The sequence below is a fragment of the Alteromonas sp. H02 genome (genome assembly GCF_059682525.1).
Window position 1 is genome coordinate 1,674,741 of the sequence record NZ_CM185021.1, and the last position, 18,402, is coordinate 1,693,142.

General features: G+C 43.9%; 22 protein-coding genes and 3 pseudogenes. 7 read left to right on the top strand and 18 right to left on the bottom strand.

Annotated elements, in window-relative coordinates; genetic code table 11:
- Position 1 precedes the first annotated feature (1 nt).
- Positions 2 to 1,516: a transposase gene (locus AC566Q_RS07690; RefSeq protein ID WP_492225539.1), complete on the bottom strand. Its 1,515-nt coding sequence runs from the start codon at positions 1,514 to 1,516 to the stop codon at positions 2 to 4.
- Between the two features lie 206 nt (positions 1,517 to 1,722).
- On the opposite strand from AC566Q_RS07690, the pseudogene AC566Q_RS07695 reads away from it, so the two are divergent.
- Positions 1,723 to 1,794 (top strand): annotated as a pseudogene (locus tag AC566Q_RS07695) (AAA family ATPase); the annotation flags it as partial.
- 54 nt (positions 1,795 to 1,848) lie between these two features.
- The gene (locus AC566Q_RS07700) at positions 1,849 to 2,592 is read left to right on the top strand and encodes an ATP-dependent metallopeptidase FtsH/Yme1/Tma family protein (protein ID WP_499615439.1); all 744 of its coding nucleotides are present in this window, start codon (positions 1,849 to 1,851) and stop codon (positions 2,590 to 2,592) included.
- A 22-nt stretch (positions 2,593 to 2,614) separates the two neighbouring features.
- On the opposite strand, the gene AC566Q_RS07705 is transcribed toward AC566Q_RS07700, so the two are convergent.
- Positions 2,615 to 2,872, bottom strand: coding sequence for a DUF1801 domain-containing protein (locus tag AC566Q_RS07705; protein WP_499612751.1), 258 nt, complete (start codon positions 2,870 to 2,872; stop codon positions 2,615 to 2,617).
- On the opposite strand from AC566Q_RS07705, the gene AC566Q_RS07710 reads away from it, so the two are divergent.
- Positions 2,866 to 3,432, top strand: a complete 567-nt coding sequence (locus AC566Q_RS07710; protein ID WP_499612753.1) for an AAA-type ATPase lid domain-containing protein — start codon at positions 2,866 to 2,868, stop codon at positions 3,430 to 3,432. The genes AC566Q_RS07705 and AC566Q_RS07710 overlap by 7 nt on opposite strands.
- A 24-nt stretch (positions 3,433 to 3,456) precedes the next feature.
- On the opposite strand, the gene AC566Q_RS07715 is transcribed toward AC566Q_RS07710, so the two are convergent.
- From AC566Q_RS07715 to AC566Q_RS07760, 10 genes are all read right to left on the bottom strand, one after another.
- Positions 3,457 to 3,576: an AraC family transcriptional regulator gene (locus AC566Q_RS07715; protein WP_499617403.1), complete on the bottom strand. Its 120-nt coding sequence runs from the start codon at positions 3,574 to 3,576 to the stop codon at positions 3,457 to 3,459.
- Positions 3,577 to 3,626: 50 nt separating this feature from the next.
- Positions 3,627 to 4,592 (bottom strand): ketopantoate reductase family protein, encoded by a 966-nt coding sequence (locus AC566Q_RS07720; RefSeq protein ID WP_499615440.1) that lies wholly within the window; start codon positions 4,590 to 4,592, stop codon positions 3,627 to 3,629.
- 19 nt (positions 4,593 to 4,611) lie between these two features.
- Entirely contained in the window at positions 4,612 to 5,439 is an 828-nt protein-coding gene (locus AC566Q_RS07725) for an alpha/beta fold hydrolase (protein WP_499615443.1), read from the bottom strand.
- Between the two features lie 16 nt (positions 5,440 to 5,455).
- Positions 5,456 to 6,481 carry an MsnO8 family LLM class oxidoreductase gene (locus tag AC566Q_RS07730; protein WP_499615445.1) on the bottom strand — a complete coding sequence of 342 codons (1,026 nt, stop codon included), beginning with the start codon at positions 6,479 to 6,481 and terminating at the stop codon, positions 5,456 to 5,458.
- A gap of 144 nt (positions 6,482 to 6,625) precedes the next feature.
- Positions 6,626 to 7,621 (bottom strand): aromatic/alkene monooxygenase hydroxylase subunit beta, encoded by a 996-nt coding sequence (locus AC566Q_RS07735; protein WP_499615448.1) that lies wholly within the window; start codon positions 7,619 to 7,621, stop codon positions 6,626 to 6,628.
- 15 nt (positions 7,622 to 7,636) lie between these two features.
- Positions 7,637 to 7,951, bottom strand: a complete 315-nt coding sequence (locus AC566Q_RS07740; protein ID WP_499615451.1) for an MmoB/DmpM family protein — start codon at positions 7,949 to 7,951, stop codon at positions 7,637 to 7,639.
- Between the two features lie 43 nt (positions 7,952 to 7,994).
- Positions 7,995 to 8,333: a monooxygenase system ferredoxin subunit gene (locus AC566Q_RS07745; RefSeq protein WP_499615454.1), complete on the bottom strand. Its 339-nt coding sequence runs from the start codon at positions 8,331 to 8,333 to the stop codon at positions 7,995 to 7,997.
- A 19-nt stretch (positions 8,334 to 8,352) separates the two neighbouring features.
- The gene (locus AC566Q_RS07750) at positions 8,353 to 8,613 is read right to left on the bottom strand and encodes a toluene-4-monooxygenase system B family protein (protein WP_499615457.1); all 261 of its coding nucleotides are present in this window, start codon (positions 8,611 to 8,613) and stop codon (positions 8,353 to 8,355) included.
- A 70-nt stretch (positions 8,614 to 8,683) separates the two neighbouring features.
- Positions 8,684 to 9,352 carry a YHS domain-containing protein gene (locus AC566Q_RS07755; RefSeq protein WP_499615460.1) on the bottom strand — a complete coding sequence of 223 codons (669 nt, stop codon included), beginning with the start codon at positions 9,350 to 9,352 and terminating at the stop codon, positions 8,684 to 8,686.
- Positions 9,331 to 10,179 (bottom strand): ferritin family protein, encoded by an 849-nt coding sequence (locus tag AC566Q_RS07760; RefSeq protein WP_499615463.1) that lies wholly within the window; start codon positions 10,177 to 10,179, stop codon positions 9,331 to 9,333. The genes AC566Q_RS07755 and AC566Q_RS07760 overlap by 22 nt, the downstream gene beginning before the upstream one ends.
- A gap of 129 nt (positions 10,180 to 10,308) precedes the next feature.
- Between AC566Q_RS07760 and AC566Q_RS07765 the strand changes: the two genes are divergently transcribed.
- On the top strand, positions 10,309 to 11,289 hold the full coding sequence (locus AC566Q_RS07765) for an IS5 family transposase (protein WP_230237739.1): 981 nt from the start codon (positions 10,309 to 10,311) through the stop codon (positions 11,287 to 11,289).
- Positions 11,290 to 11,897: 608 nt separating this feature from the next.
- Here the strand turns inward: AC566Q_RS07765 and thmT are convergent.
- Both thmT and AC566Q_RS07775 read right to left on the bottom strand, forming a co-directional pair.
- On the bottom strand, positions 11,898 to 12,068 hold the full coding sequence (thmT, locus tag AC566Q_RS07770; protein WP_499615466.1) for a 2-hydroxymuconate tautomerase: 171 nt from the start codon (positions 12,066 to 12,068) through the stop codon (positions 11,898 to 11,900).
- A 234-nt stretch (positions 12,069 to 12,302) separates the two neighbouring features.
- Entirely contained in the window at positions 12,303 to 13,316 is a 1,014-nt protein-coding gene (locus AC566Q_RS07775) for an IS91 family transposase (protein WP_036149411.1), read from the bottom strand.
- 66 nt (positions 13,317 to 13,382) lie between these two features.
- Here AC566Q_RS07775 and AC566Q_RS07780 point away from each other — a divergent pair, with 66 nt between their 5' ends.
- Positions 13,383 to 14,342 (top strand): DNA-binding protein, encoded by a 960-nt coding sequence (locus AC566Q_RS07780; protein ID WP_499615469.1) that lies wholly within the window; start codon positions 13,383 to 13,385, stop codon positions 14,340 to 14,342.
- Between the two features lie 150 nt (positions 14,343 to 14,492).
- On the opposite strand, the gene AC566Q_RS07785 is transcribed toward AC566Q_RS07780, so the two are convergent.
- The 3 genes from AC566Q_RS07785 to AC566Q_RS07795 form a co-directional block, all read right to left on the bottom strand.
- Positions 14,493 to 15,155: a DUF6088 family protein gene (locus tag AC566Q_RS07785; RefSeq protein ID WP_499615472.1), complete on the bottom strand. Its 663-nt coding sequence runs from the start codon at positions 15,153 to 15,155 to the stop codon at positions 14,493 to 14,495.
- Between the two features lie 123 nt (positions 15,156 to 15,278).
- On the bottom strand, positions 15,279 to 15,533 hold the full coding sequence (locus AC566Q_RS07790) for a chaperone modulator CbpM (RefSeq protein ID WP_499617405.1): 255 nt from the start codon (positions 15,531 to 15,533) through the stop codon (positions 15,279 to 15,281).
- A 197-nt stretch (positions 15,534 to 15,730) separates the two neighbouring features.
- A complete protein-coding gene (locus AC566Q_RS07795) occupies positions 15,731 to 17,245 on the bottom strand; it encodes a transposase (RefSeq protein ID WP_492225539.1) in 1,515 nt (504 codons plus the stop codon).
- Between the two features lie 85 nt (positions 17,246 to 17,330).
- On the opposite strand from AC566Q_RS07795, the pseudogene AC566Q_RS07800 reads away from it, so the two are divergent.
- Positions 17,331 to 17,642: pseudogene (locus AC566Q_RS07800) on the top strand (LysE/ArgO family amino acid transporter); the annotation flags it as partial.
- Between the two features lie 115 nt (positions 17,643 to 17,757).
- Positions 17,758 to 18,075, top strand: coding sequence for a DMT family transporter (locus AC566Q_RS07805; RefSeq protein ID WP_014947823.1), 318 nt, complete (start codon positions 17,758 to 17,760; stop codon positions 18,073 to 18,075).
- Positions 18,076 to 18,106: 31 nt separating this feature from the next.
- On the opposite strand, the pseudogene AC566Q_RS07810 reads toward AC566Q_RS07805, so the two are convergent.
- Positions 18,107 to 18,331: pseudogene (locus tag AC566Q_RS07810) on the bottom strand (DUF1499 domain-containing protein); the annotation flags it as partial.
- Between the last annotated feature and the right edge of the window lie 71 nt (positions 18,332 to 18,402).

The following is an 18,402-nucleotide window of genomic DNA, read 5'->3' on the forward strand; positions in this document are numbered from 1 at the left end:
TTCATGCGCCAAAATCGAAGTCGCGTTGAATGATGTAGTCACTGAATGAGGCTGTGGCTGGTGGAGCTCGAAGTGGCGGCATTAGAGAATCGTTTTTTGCTTCAAGAAGAGTCTGCTTGTCAAGGTGCGCCAAAATCTTATGGATAACAGCCGGATCCGTAATACAAGTAATAATTTTGACGTTGGTTTTTTCACAAGCCTCACAGACTGTGATGTCAATATTGAATACTCTTTTTAACCTTTGTGCCCACGACATGCTTCGCGCATGGTATGGTTTATCTGAATCTTTCAGATGCTCTGCTAAGCGAGGGCTATTCTTACCGCGTTGTGAAGCCGTTACCTCGGCACGCACCTTAGCATTGGGAGCAAACACGCCATAAAACCTCGTAAGGTTTAGCCTCGGCACTGGCACCAGTGCCGCGAGCTTGCCTATGAAATCCAAGGGAGTAAAAAAGACATGTGTGGTACCGTCTTGATAGGGAGTTTTCAGTTGATATCTTACTTTTCCTGAATCGGTTAGACTCAATCGTTGCTCGCTTAACGCTGGCCTTGAGATATATCTGCATAGCCTTTCCAGTTTGTCAGTTTGATGGCTGTCTGCAAACACCCCAGCGTGTAAGCTAAAACCGTTTATTTGAGCTAATTGACCGTAATGTTGTTCGTCTTTGGCAGGTAAGGTTTGCAAGGCAAAGACTTTTTTGCCTGTATCTGGTCCTACAGCAATGCGGTAATTGACAGAGGCTGCTTGCAAGGGCAGTAAACTATCTTCGTCATCCATGGGTAAATCGAGAAATGTGTTGTCCATATCCCGTTGAACGAGCCCGGCCTTCTCCAAGTAGGTCGCGATGCGATGGCTAATGACATTCACGAGGGTTTCCATATCATTGTGGTTTGGTGCTTTAACGCACTTGAATTTGGACTGTCCACACTCCTGAGTGATAACGCCTTCCAAAAAGAGCATGTGAAAGTGAATATTGAGATTCAGTGCACTACCAAATCGCTGAATGTAAGTCACCGCTCCTGTGTTTGCTTGCTTCTTAAGATACCCAGCCCGATGCACAATATCGCAAGAAATAGCACGATGAATGATTTGCATGATTTTACTTAAGTGTTTGGGATACCTAGCTAGAAGTAGACGAAGCGGGATGGGTAAACACAATACCCATTGGCGTACAGGGTAACCGTGAAGAACATCTTCAACTAACAACTTGGCACTTTCTGCCATCCTTCTTGCACCGCAACTTGGGCAAAATCCCCTGCGTTTGCAGCTGAACGCCAGCAGTTTCTCATGCTTGCAGTCGTCACAAACTACACGCAAAAAACCATGCTCAAGCCGACCACACCTAAGAAACTCTTCAAACTCTTTTACCACATGAAGTGGTAACGACTTCCCTTTTTGTGAAAGCTGCTTCTGAAATTCTGGGTAGTGGCGTTCGACCAATTGATACAGTAACGTCTGCTCTGGACGATGTCGTTTATAGGTATGAGAGTGAGTTACTAGCAATGGCGCCTTTATCTTGAATTGGCATCACAGTGTGTATATGATTTTAATGTAAATCTACTGATCAATAGGGTGGGAAATTTATAGTCTCAAGGTCCGAAAAACGTACAATGCAGCCCCTCATACTTTAGCTTCCAACCAACTGAGCCTTTTCATTGCCTTGGTAGAAAAGCTGATTTCCAACCTTAGAATGCAAATAGCCAAATAAAGGCGCGGTTTTTATTGTCGCGGCTACCAATCGGCTGGATAAACTTGATGAAGCATTATTACGTTCAGGAAGGCTTGATCTTCATGTCCATGTTCCTTTCCTGGATAAAAATGCCCGGCGCTGGTTTATCGAAAAGTTCTTGCAGTACGACGTTTACGAAGAGGCTATAGATGTTGATTTAATCGTATCACTAACGGCTGGTATGAGCGGTGCAGATTTAGAGAAGGTTCATCGGGAGACAGTGCTTCAGGCTCTAAGTAAGAATACTGGCAAAATTGGTCAAAGTACGTTACTGGAAGAAATTAATATTCTTAAATATGGCGCTAAACGGACACTTGATAAGTGCGCAAAAATGCTGGCAGAAACCGCCTTTCATGAGGCTGGCCATGCTGTTATCTCAAAAGTTTTGATGCCAGAGAGAATAATTGAACAAATAAGTATTGTGCCCAGAGAACAAGCCTTAGGTATGGTGGCCTATAGTAGGGAACAAGATGTTGATTATACAAAAGCTTTTTGGTTCTCGCAGACATGTGTAGCCCTAGCTGGTCGAGCTGCCCAGGTAAAACAATTCGGGGATGAAGGCTTAGATACTGGTGCCATTAGTGATTTGAAGCAGGCCATGTGGTCTGCCTGGAATCCTATTGCAAGGTACGGAATGCATCCCGATAGTTACAACTTAGACACCACTGTGTTACATGAATGGAGCGGAGACGTTTACTTTCAATCTCAGACTGAAAAATTAATCAAAGAGTGGCTGGATGAAGCAACCCTGAAAACTGATCAATTAGTTGACCAATACTGGGAGCAAATAAGCAAGGTTGCACAAGCTTTACTGGAAGAAGAAGTGTTATCAGAAGCGCAATTTAAGTCGTTAATAGAGTAGAACAGTAAAAGTGGAACAAGTTCTATTTTTTGAGGCTTTGATAAACCGATATCCAATCATCAACGCTCACTTTGCTGACCAACTCGCCAATTAAGTTGTAGGGAATGTGTTTGGGGTTTTTAAAACGGATACAACTTTTACCCATATCCAGCTTAGTAGGTACCGCTTCGGCGTAACGGACCCGAAACCAGCTTTCGAGCTCAGGCATTGCATAAATGCCCATATGATAAAAGCCATAATGGCTTTTCTGTGCCGCCAGGTTCATAAAGGGTAATGGCAATTCTGGGTTGCAAAGTTGAATCAGGTGATTTTAGGCGGGACTTATTTTATCGCTTAAATGTGTACCCTATTACCATTCCCTGTTTAAAAGAAAGGCAGGGAGATATCCCTTTATTAATTGAGAGTTTCATTGATCAATATAAAGTTAAATATCATAAAGAAGTAAAGGGGGTCACTGATCATGCCATGGTCCAACTAGAGCGGTACGAATGGCCAGGAAATATTCGTGAGCTTGAAAATGTCATAGAGCGGGGTGTTTTGCTTTGCGAAAATGGGGGTTATATTGAGTTAGAACATTTGTTTGCGATGATGAATATTGATGAGAAATCTGAGGCAACAGTCAGTGAGCGTGGTCAGTTGAAACCATTAAAAAAAGGTATTCATAAGCAATTTGTTGATATGTTTTTTGAAACTCAAAATAATTTGTTTGAAATTGAAGAAACGATTCTTAAAGAGGCCGTTAAAAGGTCAAACGGTAATTTGTCTGCTGCGGCTAGAAAGTTAGGGGTGACTCGTCCTCAATTAGCGTACAGGCTTGGCAAAATTGAAGAAGACAAATAATGACTTGGCGGCTGGCGTTTTATTTTAGTGTTTTACTTGTTGATCTCGATATTGTTGAGGGGTCACGCCGAACCACCGCTTGAAACTACGCCTAAAGTTTGCTGGGTCACTGTACCTGGAACCCAGGTGCTTAATACTGTCAATACAAAACTTAGCATCAACAAGGGGCCTGAGGCCTTTTTTAAGGCGGACATTTACGCCTTAGGAGTTTCGACTGCTCTGCGCAATAAAGTAGAGATAGTTCGATTATAGGGCGCGTCTTTTCCTAACTTTTCACAACCTTTAATAACGACACCACAAATTTCTTCAATTTCTAAGGGTCGGCCTTTTTCACGATCCACCAACATAGAAGGTTTGATTGAATCAAAGGTCGAAATTAGTTCAAGCATTTCTTCTAAATCATCATTTGATAATTCAACGCCCTGTGATTTCGCAGCCAACACCGCTTCACTCATTGCGCCTCTGATCAAGGGCTGCAAATCTTCCCTGGGCGTCGCATCACCTGTTTCAATTTCTAACAAGGCACATAACGGGTTTAACCCATTGTTAATAATCAATTTCCGCCAGAGTTCTTTGTTGATATCTTTCGACATCTCCGTTGGAATTTTTGCCGCATTAAAACAACGAGCTATCGCCCCAATTTTTTCTTCCATTTCAGATGAAACAGTCTGATGATTGGGCCATTGGCCTAGAATAACCTGTGCAGGCCCTATTGATTCAACAACTCCTGGCTCAATGATATGGGCCCCTATCCGACGAGCAATCCCCCCTAATACTACATGACGGGGTAAGGCCTCACTTAATTGCTGTTCATTATCCACACCATTTTGCAATGACAACACAAGAGGAGCCTGACTTTTTGGAAACGACTGCAACCAATTTTTAAGTTGCTCTGCCAGGGCACCCGTTTGCATTCCTTTTAAACAAACAATCACCACATCGACCTGATCAGGGTTTGTCTCATTCAGCCAAGCCTCAAGGCTCAAGGCATCAACCGCTTGATGAAAGTCCAGCTCTGCATGCTTAACCTCTAAACCCTTCGTTTGCATGGCTTTTAGGTGAGCACCACGAGCTACCAGGGTGACGTCTTCCCCTGCCTGGATTAATCTGGCGGCGTAGTAACAGCCTATACCGCCAGCGCCAATGATCGCAAACTTCACGTCTTATGACCCAACATGACTATTCAGCTTCGGCGAAGAAATCTAAAACCAATTCATTAAAACGTGCGTTTTGTTCAATTTGCGTCCAGTGCCCACATTTGCCAAACATATGTAATTGAGAATTTGGCAACAAATCAAACAAAGTCTTTGATGTAATAGGCGGCACGATTATGTCTTCACGGCCATGAATCATCAAGGTTTCATGCTGAATGTTTTTAATATCTTCTGGCGCACTGGCTAATGCCTCAACCCAGCGTTGACGGGGCGCAGGAAACATTTTACTAAAGGACTCCTGAAACCCAGGTTGCACACTTGCTTTATAACGAAGTTCCGCTAACTCATCCGTCACCAAAGTGCGGTCATAGGCAAATAAATCCATCATTTTACGCATATTAGCCACTGAAGGTTCATAACCCCAAACCTCATCCAGCCCTTGAGTCAACTCAAAGCTCACGCCTGCCGCACCCATCAATACAAGGCGATTCACGCGCTCCGGATGTTTAATTGCAAGTGCTAGTGATAAACCACCACCAAACGAATTACCAATCAGGTGAGCCTTTTCGATGTCCAGCGCATCCATTAAATCAATCGCATGCTGAACCCAGTTTTCCATCGAATAATTGTAATCATCTAATCGTTCGGTAAAACCAAAACCAGCCATATCAGGTGCAATCACTCGATATTTTTCAGCTAATACCGGTATGACTAAACGCCAATTAGCCCAAGCAGTGACGCCAGGCCCTGACCCATGGATCATAAAGACAGGCGTCCCTTCACCTACATCATGATAATTGGTTTTAAAAGCGCCTGTTTGGATACTGTTTGCAATTTCAGGGTTCGCACTCATAACTTTCTCCTAAATACTATTTTGATAAACCGAATTGATGGGCCAGCATTTTACACGACTCTACCCGTGGCTTAAAGGCATGAGTCACATTCACAATCATTAACTCATCCACCTGGTACAACGCGGATATCTGTTCTAACCTTGACTGACATTCCTCAGGCGTGCCCGTTACCATCGTGGCTAAGGTTTCGTCATAATAAGCCTGATCAGATAACGATAACTGTTTTCTTTTAACCATGACTTCATCTGGAGAAAAAAAGGCATCCCTGGCACCGTGCCTAAAAGCCTGAACCTTCCAATACGTGTGACTACTAGCGATATATTCCGCTTCTTCTTTTGAATCCGCACAAATAGCAGCCACCGCGATGATGGCTTCCGGGTTTTCAAGGCTACCGCCTGTTTGAAAAGCCTTCTTGTAACGCTGAATAATTTCTGGCGGCCTATCATGAGTGCCAATAAAAAGAGCCAACACAAAACCAGCCCCTAAAACACCGGCAATTTCAGCACTACCATCACTTGAGCCCAGCATCCAGACAGGGGGGGCACCCACATCACTGGGGACCACAGTAGCGCTACTATAGGGGTGTTCTGAAGGCAAATTATTACTTAAAAAGCCGATTAAATCTTGTGCCTGACTCGGGTAATACTCAGCAGGAATGGTTTGCCTCGGCGCGGATATCGCGCTCGATGAAATAGGGTTACCCCCCGGAGCGCGCCCAATTCCCAAATCGATGCGACCGGGATGAAAAGCTTCTAACATTTTAAAAGTTTCAGCAACTTTAAATGCACTATAATGCGGCAACATCACCCCGCCACTGCCCACACGGATCCGTTTAGTCGCATGCGCTACATTACTCACCATCAATTCAGGGCAAGGGCTCGCATAACCAGGCGTATCGTGATGTTCTGCAACCCAATAGCGATGATAACCCGCTTCATCACAGGCCTTAGCGAGTTCAATGGTGGTAAATAAACCACTGGACTCAGGTTGATTATCATGGACGGGGGATTGGTCTAAAACACTTAATTTTAAATGGCTCATCATCTCACTAATTTGGTTTCAAAAAATATTTTTACTGCTAGTAAAAATATTAGACTTTAGTGATTTATTATATATTTTTATTAACTCGCATAAATAAAAAAACCGTGCAAATAGCTCATTGCACGGTTTTCATTGTCTAGCGTTTTATTTTAAACCCAGTGAATACCTAACAGAGGTCATATAAGCTTTTGCCTCTTGTGTTGCATCTGGTAAATCTGTCAGTTCATTACAATAAGCTTCAACAGCTTTATCGGCCAGGGGTAACCACTTGTCTATCCACCCTTGAATAATAGCCTCGTTAGCTTCATGATCAAGTGCAAATTCAATCAGTTTTTGTGTTTGGCGTTGATGCCGCTCTGCATCCCGCATTTGCGCATCATTCAATAAAGACAATAAAGTATCGCCATTTTCAGCCCCCGCTAGACCGAGTTGTTTCAATACCGCTGCCGAAACAGCTGGCTTTAAGATAACGTCTAGGACAATCGTTGCTTCTGCCCAATCCCAAGTCACTAACGCTTTTTCTGCCAACTCCCTAAACCCTTGCCATGCTGTTTCATTTTCCCAATATTCTCGCTCTTTTTCTCCAAAACCAACGTCCGCCCATGTTTTAGCCAGTTCGCAAGTGCGGTACGCAGTATGTGTCACCCAACGTAAATGATCAGCCGATTGGTATGTAGCCAAATTAGAGAGGGTACTAGCCGGTGACATCTGATGAAGGTAAGCAGAGATCATTTGCAAAGCATGAAATAAATAACGGCCTGGCGCATAAAGACGCGCTAAATCAGCCGCCCATTCTTTCGAAATCATCTGATCATTGCCGCGCTCGCTGAATTGGTTTAACAACCCGGTGACATAAGATTCTTGACCTTCCTGAAGGATGTTGTAGGTTCTATAAACTAATTGTTCTGGATCTCTAAAGGCATCCCAGTTTTCATGTACTAACGGGCTATTGTTTCGGTACTTTAAGTACCAATCATTCATTTTTGCATCCTGCCCTATTTCAAATGGTTTGCCTTTATTATTTGTATGAAAATGCAAATTTGAAGTCACTATTTCATACTCACTCGGCCTTTTCCTTTGCTTAGAAAGGTGTGACCAGGTTTTTAAAGGTTTCAATGTTTCTATTTGCTCATTGCTCATCATTAATCCCTTTATTTAAAGTGTCTTTTCAAAGTAAAAACGGATTTTTTCCGACGTTACCTCAATTTGCCCTGCCATAGAGCCTAAATGGATTTCTATTTCATTCATTTGGAAATCACGGCCTAGTGCTTCTTCCATGGATTCCCGAGTTATTACCAATTCTTGTTCGGCTGAAATCCTAACGTATGCGCCTTTATCATCAACGCTGATGTCTTTATCTGGGTTATCCCATTCGGCGGCTTCAATCGCAGCTTGCGCAACATCACCACCGTTAAAAATAGGGCCCACTTTATTTTGTTTATAGGCGTCTTTTAATTTTGTCGTTGTCATTATCTGTCTCTTCTTACGACTCTTAAGCCGTTAGCTATCGAATTTATGAATGCGCAGTAAACGGTTTAATGCCGTCAATATTAACTAACACATCCTCCCCCTCAATTTTCAGTGGATATTCCGCTATCATGCAGTCAGTTGGGTTCAACCCCTTCCCATTAGTGCTATCAAATTGCCATAGGTGGGCTTTACACGTCAGAACCTTCCCATCAAACTCACCTTCAACTAATTCGATTTCCTGATGAGGGCAAATAGCTTGAAATGCTTTTAAATCACCCCCTTCCACCCCTAAAACCAGTACTGAAGTCCCATTTTTTGTTTCAAAGGCCTCCATATCTCCTTCCCACACATCATCTAAAGTACAAATCTTTTCAAAAGCCATCTCTGTGATACCCCTTCTTTTAACTGTCGGCGAAGATAATATCAAGCGTCTCAGTCGGTCTCCAACCTGCATCAAATACTGTCATGTCACGAGGATAATTTTCAGTGGTATTGTGTAATCTCACACGCATCACTTTTTCAGGTTGTGCCGCAACTCGGCGACCCACGGAGTGATAAGCACACTTTTCTGCCACCTGATCCATCGTATCGTCTGTATCCACAGAGATTAACTGCATCACGAAGTCACCCTCAAAGTTTGAATTAATTGGAAATGCCGCCATTTTTTTCTCCCGTATAAAGCATTTTATTTTTTGTTTTTTTCGTCTTAATCAATGGACAAATCAGTTTGTATTAAGCTGCACTCACTTGTTTTTTAAATGCTGCTGCCCATGCATAATCATGTGCATCTTTGCCCATTTCACCAGGCCCTAAATTCATATAAGCCAGTGTGCCTGGAAGATCCGCCGGTTGAACTTGTCCAGACAGAAAACGATCAATTAAATTTTGATGCTCCTTATACCGCTCTGGATCTTGTTCAAAACACCAACGATCTGCCTCGGAGCCAAAATGATATAAACGCCCTTCATGCTCTAGGGGATAATCCCGTACATTCCATCCCTCTCCAGGCGTCCCCACAATAGGTAGCTGACACATGTTACAAACATATGGCAACGTTTCGGGTAAGGTTAAGTCCTCTCTACCATTATTTAGATTCTCAGTAATCACGTCCCAGCACTTACCCCAGGTTTTATTCCATCCTGGGTATTTTTCTTCTAACCACTCTCGATCCTCAGGAGAGGCGCCTGCTGCAGGATTCCACCAAACTGTCGGGCGCCAATACCATACCCCCAAGTGCATTCCATGATGAGTAACATCCAAGTCCTTCGTTAAATCTTCCCAAAACCAGGGCGCATCTAAGCCTAAGTCAGCTAATTGACGTTCAAATTGAACAATAATCCACTCAACCATAAACTCTTTGAATGACTGACTTCTATGTTCTAACGGCGTGTAATAATCCATAATCGGGCCGTTAACACTGAGAACAGTTTCCAAGCTCGCCATATAGAAACATCAACCAATTTTTGAGCTTCTTCTTTTTGTCCATTTTCTATTAAGATTTTTAATGATGGGCCACCTTGTTGCGCATGACGTGCTTCATCAGTTTGGACACTTGAAATTAAGCTTGCGAATGTATGGTCTCCCGCTTCAGATGCATCGGCAGCGAGACCTAAGAATTGCATATTGGTAAACCCTGTTTCAAAGCCGAACGTCAACATAATGGAAACTGCAATGGCGTCGCGGCTTAACATGATGTCATCGAAAAACGAACGAGCCGCTATGGCAGCCCAATCATTTGTATGCATCGCCTTATGCGCCCAATCCCATTGCCTGCTGCGTTTAATATTAGCGTGAGGGAAAAATAATTGAATTTGGCCATGGCGATTTTCATCCAATGTACCAAATGTCGCCATATTACGATTACCCGGTGCTTTTGAAAAACGGGCCATTCTTGCCTCAGCCAAACTGGCTGCATATTCATTTACAGCAATTGCACCATAATGCGCGATCATCGTTGAAATCCAACCCGGATCGGCCCTGTCAACATAGGCATCACGCTCTAAAGCGGCTTTGACAGAATAGGCACCGGAGTCTTTTTCCCGCTGAATGCTGACGTATTCGGGATATGTCACCTTATAGGGCTCGTCATAAGTTTCCCAGGCTTCGATAGGAATGCCTCGGCTTCCGCTCATTTCTTCAGGAAACATCTCCTCTTCAGAAACATAACTATATGTCCAATTGGTGCTACGTGTCAGGTCATACCACTCTTCTCGGGGTATTTGATACATGAGTTCCTCCTCTTGATATCATGCCAATCGTATATAAATATAATGGCTTTATAGTGTACCTAGGGAAGATGCGAATAAGTCCCCGATGTGAGATCATAGCTGCATAGTAAATCACAGCCATTACCGCCCATGAGCCAACAGTTAACTTTTGCCGATAGTGAGTTTTCCAGCAAGCGCCGCCAGACTCGTAAAGAGATATTCTTATCCAGAATGGATAAACTGCTGCCGTGGCCTCAACTGCTGGAAGTGATTGAACCCTTTTATCCTAAAGCTGGCAATGGTAGACGTCCGTACGCGCTTGAGACCATGTTTCGCATTCATTGTATGCAGCAATGGTATAGCCTCGGTGATGAAGCCATGGAAGATGCGTTATATGAAATTGCCTCGATGCGTCAGTTTGTGCAACTGTCATTGGATAAAGCCATTCCAGACCGCACTACCATTATGAACTTTCGGCACTTGCTGGAAAAGCACAAGCTGACTCGCAAATTATTCAAAACGGTCAACCAATGGCTGTCTGACTGCGGTGTGATGATGACGCAGGGTACACTGGTGGATGCGACGATTATTGAAGCACCCAGCTCCACTAAAAACAAAAAGAATGAACGAGACCCTGATATGCATCAGACCAAGAAAGGCAATGAATGGCACTTCGGTATGAAAGCCCATATTGGTGTGGATGCCAAGAGTGGCCTCACCCATACGCTGGTGACCACCGCCGCAAACGAGCATGACCTGAACCAGTTGAAGAACCTGTTGCATGGCGAAGAAGAATTCGTTTCCGGCGATGCCGGTTATCAGGGCGCTTCGATGCGGGAAGAGTTGCAAGATACGAATGTGGAATGGCTGATTGCTGAACGCCCCGGAAAAGTCCGGGCACTGAAAAAGCATCCTCGCAAAAACAAAACGGCCATTAACATCGAATACTTAAAAGCCAGCATCAGAGCAAAAGTGGAGCATCCGTTTCGGATCATCAAATGTCAGTTTGGCTTTATCAAAGCACGTTATAAAGGGCTGATGAAAAATGACTCACAGTTAGCCATGTTATTCACCTTAGCGAACCTGTTTAAAGTAGACCAGATGTTAAGGCGACAGCCAAGATCTATCTGAAATCCGGGAATAACCCGGAATAAGGCCGAAATCAGGCCTAAAACGGCAGTATATTTGCCGAAATTGAAATTTTAGCGTTCAAAAATTAGACGGTAAGTGCAAAGGCTGGTTCAAGAACTAAATTGCAGGACTTATTCGCAGTTTCCCTAGTGTTCAACTCTAGGTTATCCATCGATTATTAATATTAACAACAGCATATAGCATGCCAAATTTGAGTTGTTAGCGTTAATCACCCTCGTTAATAAAACACCTCTCTCTTTGGTAAAAACACCATTTACTTTTTACCATTTGGTAAATTTTTAGTGGCGAATATTTAATGTATGCCACGTCCAACGCATATTCAAAGGTTTAGAAATTTAAGACGTGACAAATTCAAATAACACGGAATGATTCCTTGAAACCGGGAAAATTTTTATTTAATTTTAAAGCTGAAAACAACCGCCTATTTTGCATAAGCATGTTATTTTTAGAGGAATAATTATTGCTATTTTCAAGCAACTTAGCCATAAGAGGCGACATGAAGAAGGGTTAATGACAACCCTTTTATTGGACAAAAACGGTAAAAACCATAGATAACTCGACACGTTACCTATGGTTTTAATTTGTATTTAACTCCCTAACGATTTTATGGTTTTTCCACCAATACCGTAGTGGGTATTAGACATTTCCATAATCATAACGCGAACGGCTTCGCGTGGCGCATCAACCGCTTCACATAAAGCATCGGTTACTTTTTCAATAACAGCCGCTTTTTGTTCTTCTGTGCGGCCTTCTAACATATGAATTTGTGCTGAGTATAAGAAATATTAACGCTATGTACTACCCACTGTGTCAGCTGTATTTAAGGCCAGTTGCACGTGTGTCAAATGGGTACTTTTCAGGAATCAGTGAAGTAGTTGTCATCAAGATAGACGCAATATAACTGGTCTTTGGTACTGAAATCCGCAATGAGATATGTGAAAGCCCTTACCTCAACATGTTGCATGTTCAAGTGATGGTCTGTTTTTTGTGCTTCATGCGCCAAAATCGAAGTCGCGTTGAATGATGTAGTCACTGAATGAGGCTGTGGCTGGTGGAGCTCGAAGTGGCGGCATTAGAGAATCGTTTTTTGCTTCAAGAAGAGTCTGCTTGTCAAGGTGCGCCAAAATCTTATGGATAACAGCCGGATCCGTAATACAAGTAATAATTTTGACGTTGGTTTTTTCACAAGCCTCACAGACTGTGATGTCAATATTGAATACTCTTTTTAACCTTTGTGCCCACGACATGCTTCGCGCATGGTATGGTTTATCTGAATCTTTCAGATGCTCTGCTAAGCGAGGGCTATTCTTACCGCGTTGTGAAGCCGTTACCTCGGCACGCACCTTAGCATTGGGAGCAAACACGCCATAAAACCTCGTAAGGTTTAGCCTCGGCACTGGCACCAGTGCCGCGAGCTTGCCTATGAAATCCAAGGGAGTAAAAAAGACATGTGTGGTACCGTCTTGATAGGGAGTTTTCAGTTGATATCTTACTTTTCCTGAATCGGTTAGACTCAATCGTTGCTCGCTTAACGCTGGCCTTGAGATATATCTGCATAGCCTTTCCAGTTTGTCAGTTTGATGGCTGTCTGCAAACACCCCAGCGTGTAAGCTAAAACCGTTTATTTGAGCTAATTGACCGTAATGTTGTTCGTCTTTGGCAGGTAAGGTTTGCAAGGCAAAGACTTTTTTGCCTGTATCTGGTCCTACAGCAATGCGGTAATTGACAGAGGCTGCTTGCAAGGGCAGTAAACTATCTTCGTCATCCATGGGTAAATCGAGAAATGTGTTGTCCATATCCCGTTGAACGAGCCCGGCCTTCTCCAAGTAGGTCGCGATGCGATGGCTAATGACATTCACGAGGGTTTCCATATCATTGTGGTTTGGTGCTTTAACGCACTTGAATTTGGACTGTCCACACTCCTGAGTGATAACGCCTTCCAAAAAGAGCATGTGAAAGTGAATATTGAGATTCAGTGCACTACCAAATCGCTGAATGTAAGTCACCGCTCCTGTGTTTGCTTGCTTCTTAAGATACCCAGCCCGATGCACAATATCGCAAGAAATAGCACGATGAATGATTTGCTCGGAACGGGTAGTAAAAGCACCATTGCGCCTTTACTAAAGCAATGGCGAAACAATTCTGAGTTAAACATAGAGGAGTCTGATACAGGCTTGCCTTCGGATCTTATTAGTGCCGTAAAATCCTTGCGCGACCGTATCCAGAAAGCATCAGACGAAGCGCTTGAGCAGGCGAAGCAGGATTATCAGTCTCGAATCCAACCGCTTGAGCATACACTCGCTGACACCCAAAAAAAGCTGTCTGAAGCCTTGGGTCGAGAACGGTCCTTAAAGCAACAAGTCGCTGAACTAGAAACTAATTCTAGTAAATTAAGTGGCGAGCTTAACGGCTTGAGATCCCGCTTCGCGGTAACCGAGTCCGAACGTGATACTTCGCAAGCCCGCGTGCAGGAGCTGAAGGAAACAGTTTCTGAGTTAAAGGATGAAAACAGAGTGGCGCGCGATCATTTTGAGCATTATCAGCAGAGAACGGCAGAAGACCGCCAGCTTGAAAGAGACCAATTTCAGTCTCAGCTAAGGCAGCTGCAATCTCAAGCAGAAAGCCTGACTAAGCAGTTGACACATTCTCAGGCTGAAAAGGCAGGCTATAGCGCCCGGTATGAGACTGCTCAGGGGCAAGCCGAGAAGGTCGCTTATGAAAACCAGGAGCTCAGACATAGGCTGGAGTCCTTCAGCTCAACGATAAAAAAACTCGAATCGGACTGTAACATTAAAAACAAAGAGATTGTCGAATCCGAACGAAATATCAGTCAATTAACAACTGAAGTGCAGGCTCTCAAAGAACAGCTAGCACGCAAAAGCGTATCTTTAGAAGGTTTTGAGACAGACCTTCACGAGATTCGCGAATATGCGGATCGCCTTGAAGCTGAAAATAAAGAGATTGCTGAGGAGAAAGCCGTACTTCAGGGGCGCTTAGTACAGTTGCAGGCTTCTGTCGGAGCCGGCAAATGAATTCATTTATACTAGCTCAGAGCTAAGCTGACAGATGCCTTTACGAAATGGGTAACTGTCAGATCAAGTCTGAGCTACTACAGTTCAAGTACGGAGTTAGTACAACTCACTTTGCAAGGATTAGTCCTCTCGCTCCCAATTTTGCTGTCTCTATGCGCCCTCAATATGATGAAGCTGACAGTCAAGTTGACTTGCGATCTGTTGTATTTGAGGTCGCCAGCCTTTTAGTTCCTTGAGGGACGCTAACCGTTTTAGACTTAGTTTGACTTGAGCAACGCTATTGTGAGATAGCTTGAAAGCTTGGAATAGATCGTCGTATGTCACCCAGCGCGGGTTGAGTGTGGTCAATGCTCTGAGTATTTTTCCACTGGGTTCATTAGGCCAAAAAAGCTTGTAGGAGGCGACCTTTCTTACATGAACGCAAGCCTTCTTAACTGAGATAGTTTTAGTTGGGCCATTCGTCCACAGAAGCTCTTGGACAGGCTGTTGTCTTTGAAACCCGAGGCGGTGTGCTTCTGTCTCTCCTTGAGGCACGAGTAAATACTCATTCTCTCGAGCCCATGTTTGAGCGAGCTCAAAAGGGCTTGGCAATACTTCAGCGCCCGGTATTGAAGGTATTAAACGAGGCCGAGCATAAAACCCTCGCATCAACCTAACCAGAACGCCATCATCAATTAATGTTTTAATTTCTCGATGTAAATCATTTTTTCCACCACCATATTTAGCCAAACAACGCAAGGGTATTGGCGTGCCTGTTTTAAATGACTTTAAATAATCTCGCAGTGAAGCATACTTATGTTCATGATTTTTCATTATTCGCTTTTTTGTTTTAGCTTTTTTTTAGAGGTACGTCGGAGCCACATTCTGCAATGTTGCTTGTCAATCTACACGAGGGCTTGCCACGCTAATCATCTCATTTTTCGTCCGCACCGCTATTCAGCGACGAAACTGCTCAAGCTGATCCAATAGATCTAAAGCCAGTGCGATACCTGCGACGTTTACACGAAGATCTCTTTGCAGCGTAACAGCTATGCGGGTGCGACGCAGGCAGGTTCCAGAAAAACGCCAATCTATGGTTCGACTGCCGCTAGGGTCCAGCGCACCTTCGGCGACAAGCTCCATGACATACTCCGCGTGCACATTACAAGCCTGACACAGTTCGGATAAGAGTATAAGAAATATTAACGCTATGTACTACCCACTGTGTCAGCTGTATTTAAGGCCAGTTGCACGTGTGTCAAATGGGTACTTTTCAGGAATCAGTGAAGTAGTTGTCATCAAGATAGACGCAATATAACTGGTCTTTGGTACTGAAATCCGCAATGAGATATGTGAAAGCCCTTACCTCAACATGTTGCATGTTCAAGTGATGGTCTGTTTTTTGTGCTTCATGCGCCAAAATCGAAGTCGCGTTGAATGATGTAGTCACTGAATGAGGCTGTGGCTGGTGGAGCTCGAAGTGGCGGCATTAGAGAATCGTTTTTTGCTTCAAGAAGAGTCTGCTTGTCAAGGTGCGCCAAAATCTTATGGATAACAGCCGGATCCGTAATACAAGTAATAATTTTGACGTTGGTTTTTTCACAAGCCTCACAGACTGTGATGTCAATATTGAATACTCTTTTTAACCTTTGTGCCCACGACATGCTTCGCGCATGGTATGGTTTATCTGAATCTTTCAGATGCTCTGCTAAGCGAGGGCTATTCTTACCGCGTTGTGAAGCCGTTACCTCGGCACGCACCTTAGCATTGGGAGCAAACACGCCATAAAACCTCGTAAGGTTTAGCCTCGGCACTGGCACCAGTGCCGCGAGCTTGCCTATGAAATCCAAGGGAGTAAAAAAGACATGTGTGGTACCGTCTTGATAGGGAGTTTTCAGTTGATATCTTACTTTTCCTGAATCGGTTAGACTCAATCGTTGCTCGCTTAACGCTGGCCTTGAGATATATCTGCATAGCCTTTCCAGTTTGTCAGTTTGATGGCTGTCTGCAAACACCCCAGCGTGTAAGCTAAAACCGTTTATTTGAGCTAATTGACCGTAATGTTGTTCGTCTTTGGCAGGTAAGGTTTGCAAGGCAAAGACTTTTTTGCCTGTATCTGGTCCTACAGCAATGCGGTAATTGACAGAGGCTGCTTGCAAGGGCAGTAAACTATCTTCGTCATCCATGGGTAAATCGAGAAATGTGTTGTCCATATCCCGTTGAACGAGCCCGGCCTTCTCCAAGTAGGTCGCGATGCGATGGCTAATGACATTCACGAGGGTTTCCATATCATTGTGGTTTGGTGCTTTAACGCACTTGAATTTGGACTGTCCACACTCCTGAGTGATAACGCCTTCCAAAAAGAGCATGTGAAAGTGAATATTGAGATTCAGTGCACTACCAAATCGCTGAATGTAAGTCACCGCTCCTGTGTTTGCTTGCTTCTTAAGATACCCAGCCCGATGCACAATATCGCAAGAAATAGCACGATGAATGATTTGCATGATTTTACTTAAGTGTTTGGGATACCTAGCTAGAAGTAGACGAAGCGGGATGGGTAAACACAATACCCATTGGCGTACAGGGTAACCGTGAAGAACATCTTCAACTAACAACTTGGCACTTTCTGCCATCCTTCTTGCACCGCAACTTGGGCAAAATCCCCTGCGTTTGCAGCTGAACGCCAGCAGTTTCTCATGCTTGCAGTCGTCACAAACTACACGCAAAAAACCATGCTCAAGCCGACCACACCTAAGAAACTCTTCAAACTCTTTTACCACATGAAGTGGTAACGACTTCCCTTTTTGTGAAAGCTGCTTCTGAAATTCTGGGTAGTGGCGTTCGACCAATTGATACAGTAACGTCTGCTCTGGACGATGTCGTTTATAGGTATGAGAGTGAGTTACTAGCAATGGCGCCTTTATCTTGAATTGGCATCACAGTGTGTATATGATTTTAATGTAAATCTACTGATCAATAGGGTGGGAAATTTATAGTCTCAAGGTCCGAGTTTTAGAAATGGCGAAAAAGCAACTGTCGTTCAAAAAAGCACTGCTCATAGCCTTGGCAGTAACTTGGTTAAATCCCCACTTTTACTTAGACACTTTATTATTGATGGGAAACTTAGCTAGTCAGTGGCAAGAAAATAAATGGTGGTTTGTGGGTGGAGCTATTGGTGCATCTGTAGTTTGGTTCGTAGGTTTGAGTACCTTAACCGCACGTTTTGCGCACCATATGCAGCGCCCTAATTTCTGGCGTTGGTTTAACCGTCTTAATGCTGCGGTATTAGGTATGGTAAGTATTCAGTTGGCGAGTTTGTAAGGCAAAAGCGCTAAATAGCAAAATATTACGACGCGTCGAGTACGCTTTATGATTTAAGACGGTACGCTACGCATCTGTGATAGTTGACGATGAGCGCGAAGAGAGGGATAGACTGGTGAGCTGGATTTATTTGATTGTGGCGGGCCTTCTGGAAATTGGTTGGCCTGTTGGGCTAAAAATGTCACAAGAGGCGGAAACCCGCGTAATGGGTATTTTACTTGCGGTTGGGTTTATGGCTGCCAGTGGTTTTTGTTTATGGATGGCGCAAAAACAAATTCCAATTGGAACGGCGTACGCTGTGTGGACAGGAATAGGCGCCGCGGGAACATTTTTAGTGGGTGTTATGTTTTATGGCGACCCCTCGTCATTGGCACGATATTTCGGCGTAGCACTTATTGTTGCAGGAGTCGTTGTCTTAAAGTTGGCCCACTAAAGTTAGGTCCAATTACAAAAAGGCCCGTTAGCTTAGTGACTTCACCGCCTTCATAAGCGATGGAGTTAGGCGCACCTTCGCATAGCGGTGTAATTGCAACGAATTCCGGCGGATTAGTGACATCGGTAGTAATGTTATGGATTGGAGGAACTGCGCTGGCTTTGCTCATCATGCTCACCGGCATACTGATAAAGGGGGCCGGGTAGAACAACATAAGAAACCCGACAATGCTGGAGAGGGCAATGAGTGCTTTCAAGTGGGCTCCAAAGTTATTATTTTATTTTTACTAAGCTACTTTAACCGTGAACGTTGCGTTTTGGATTACTT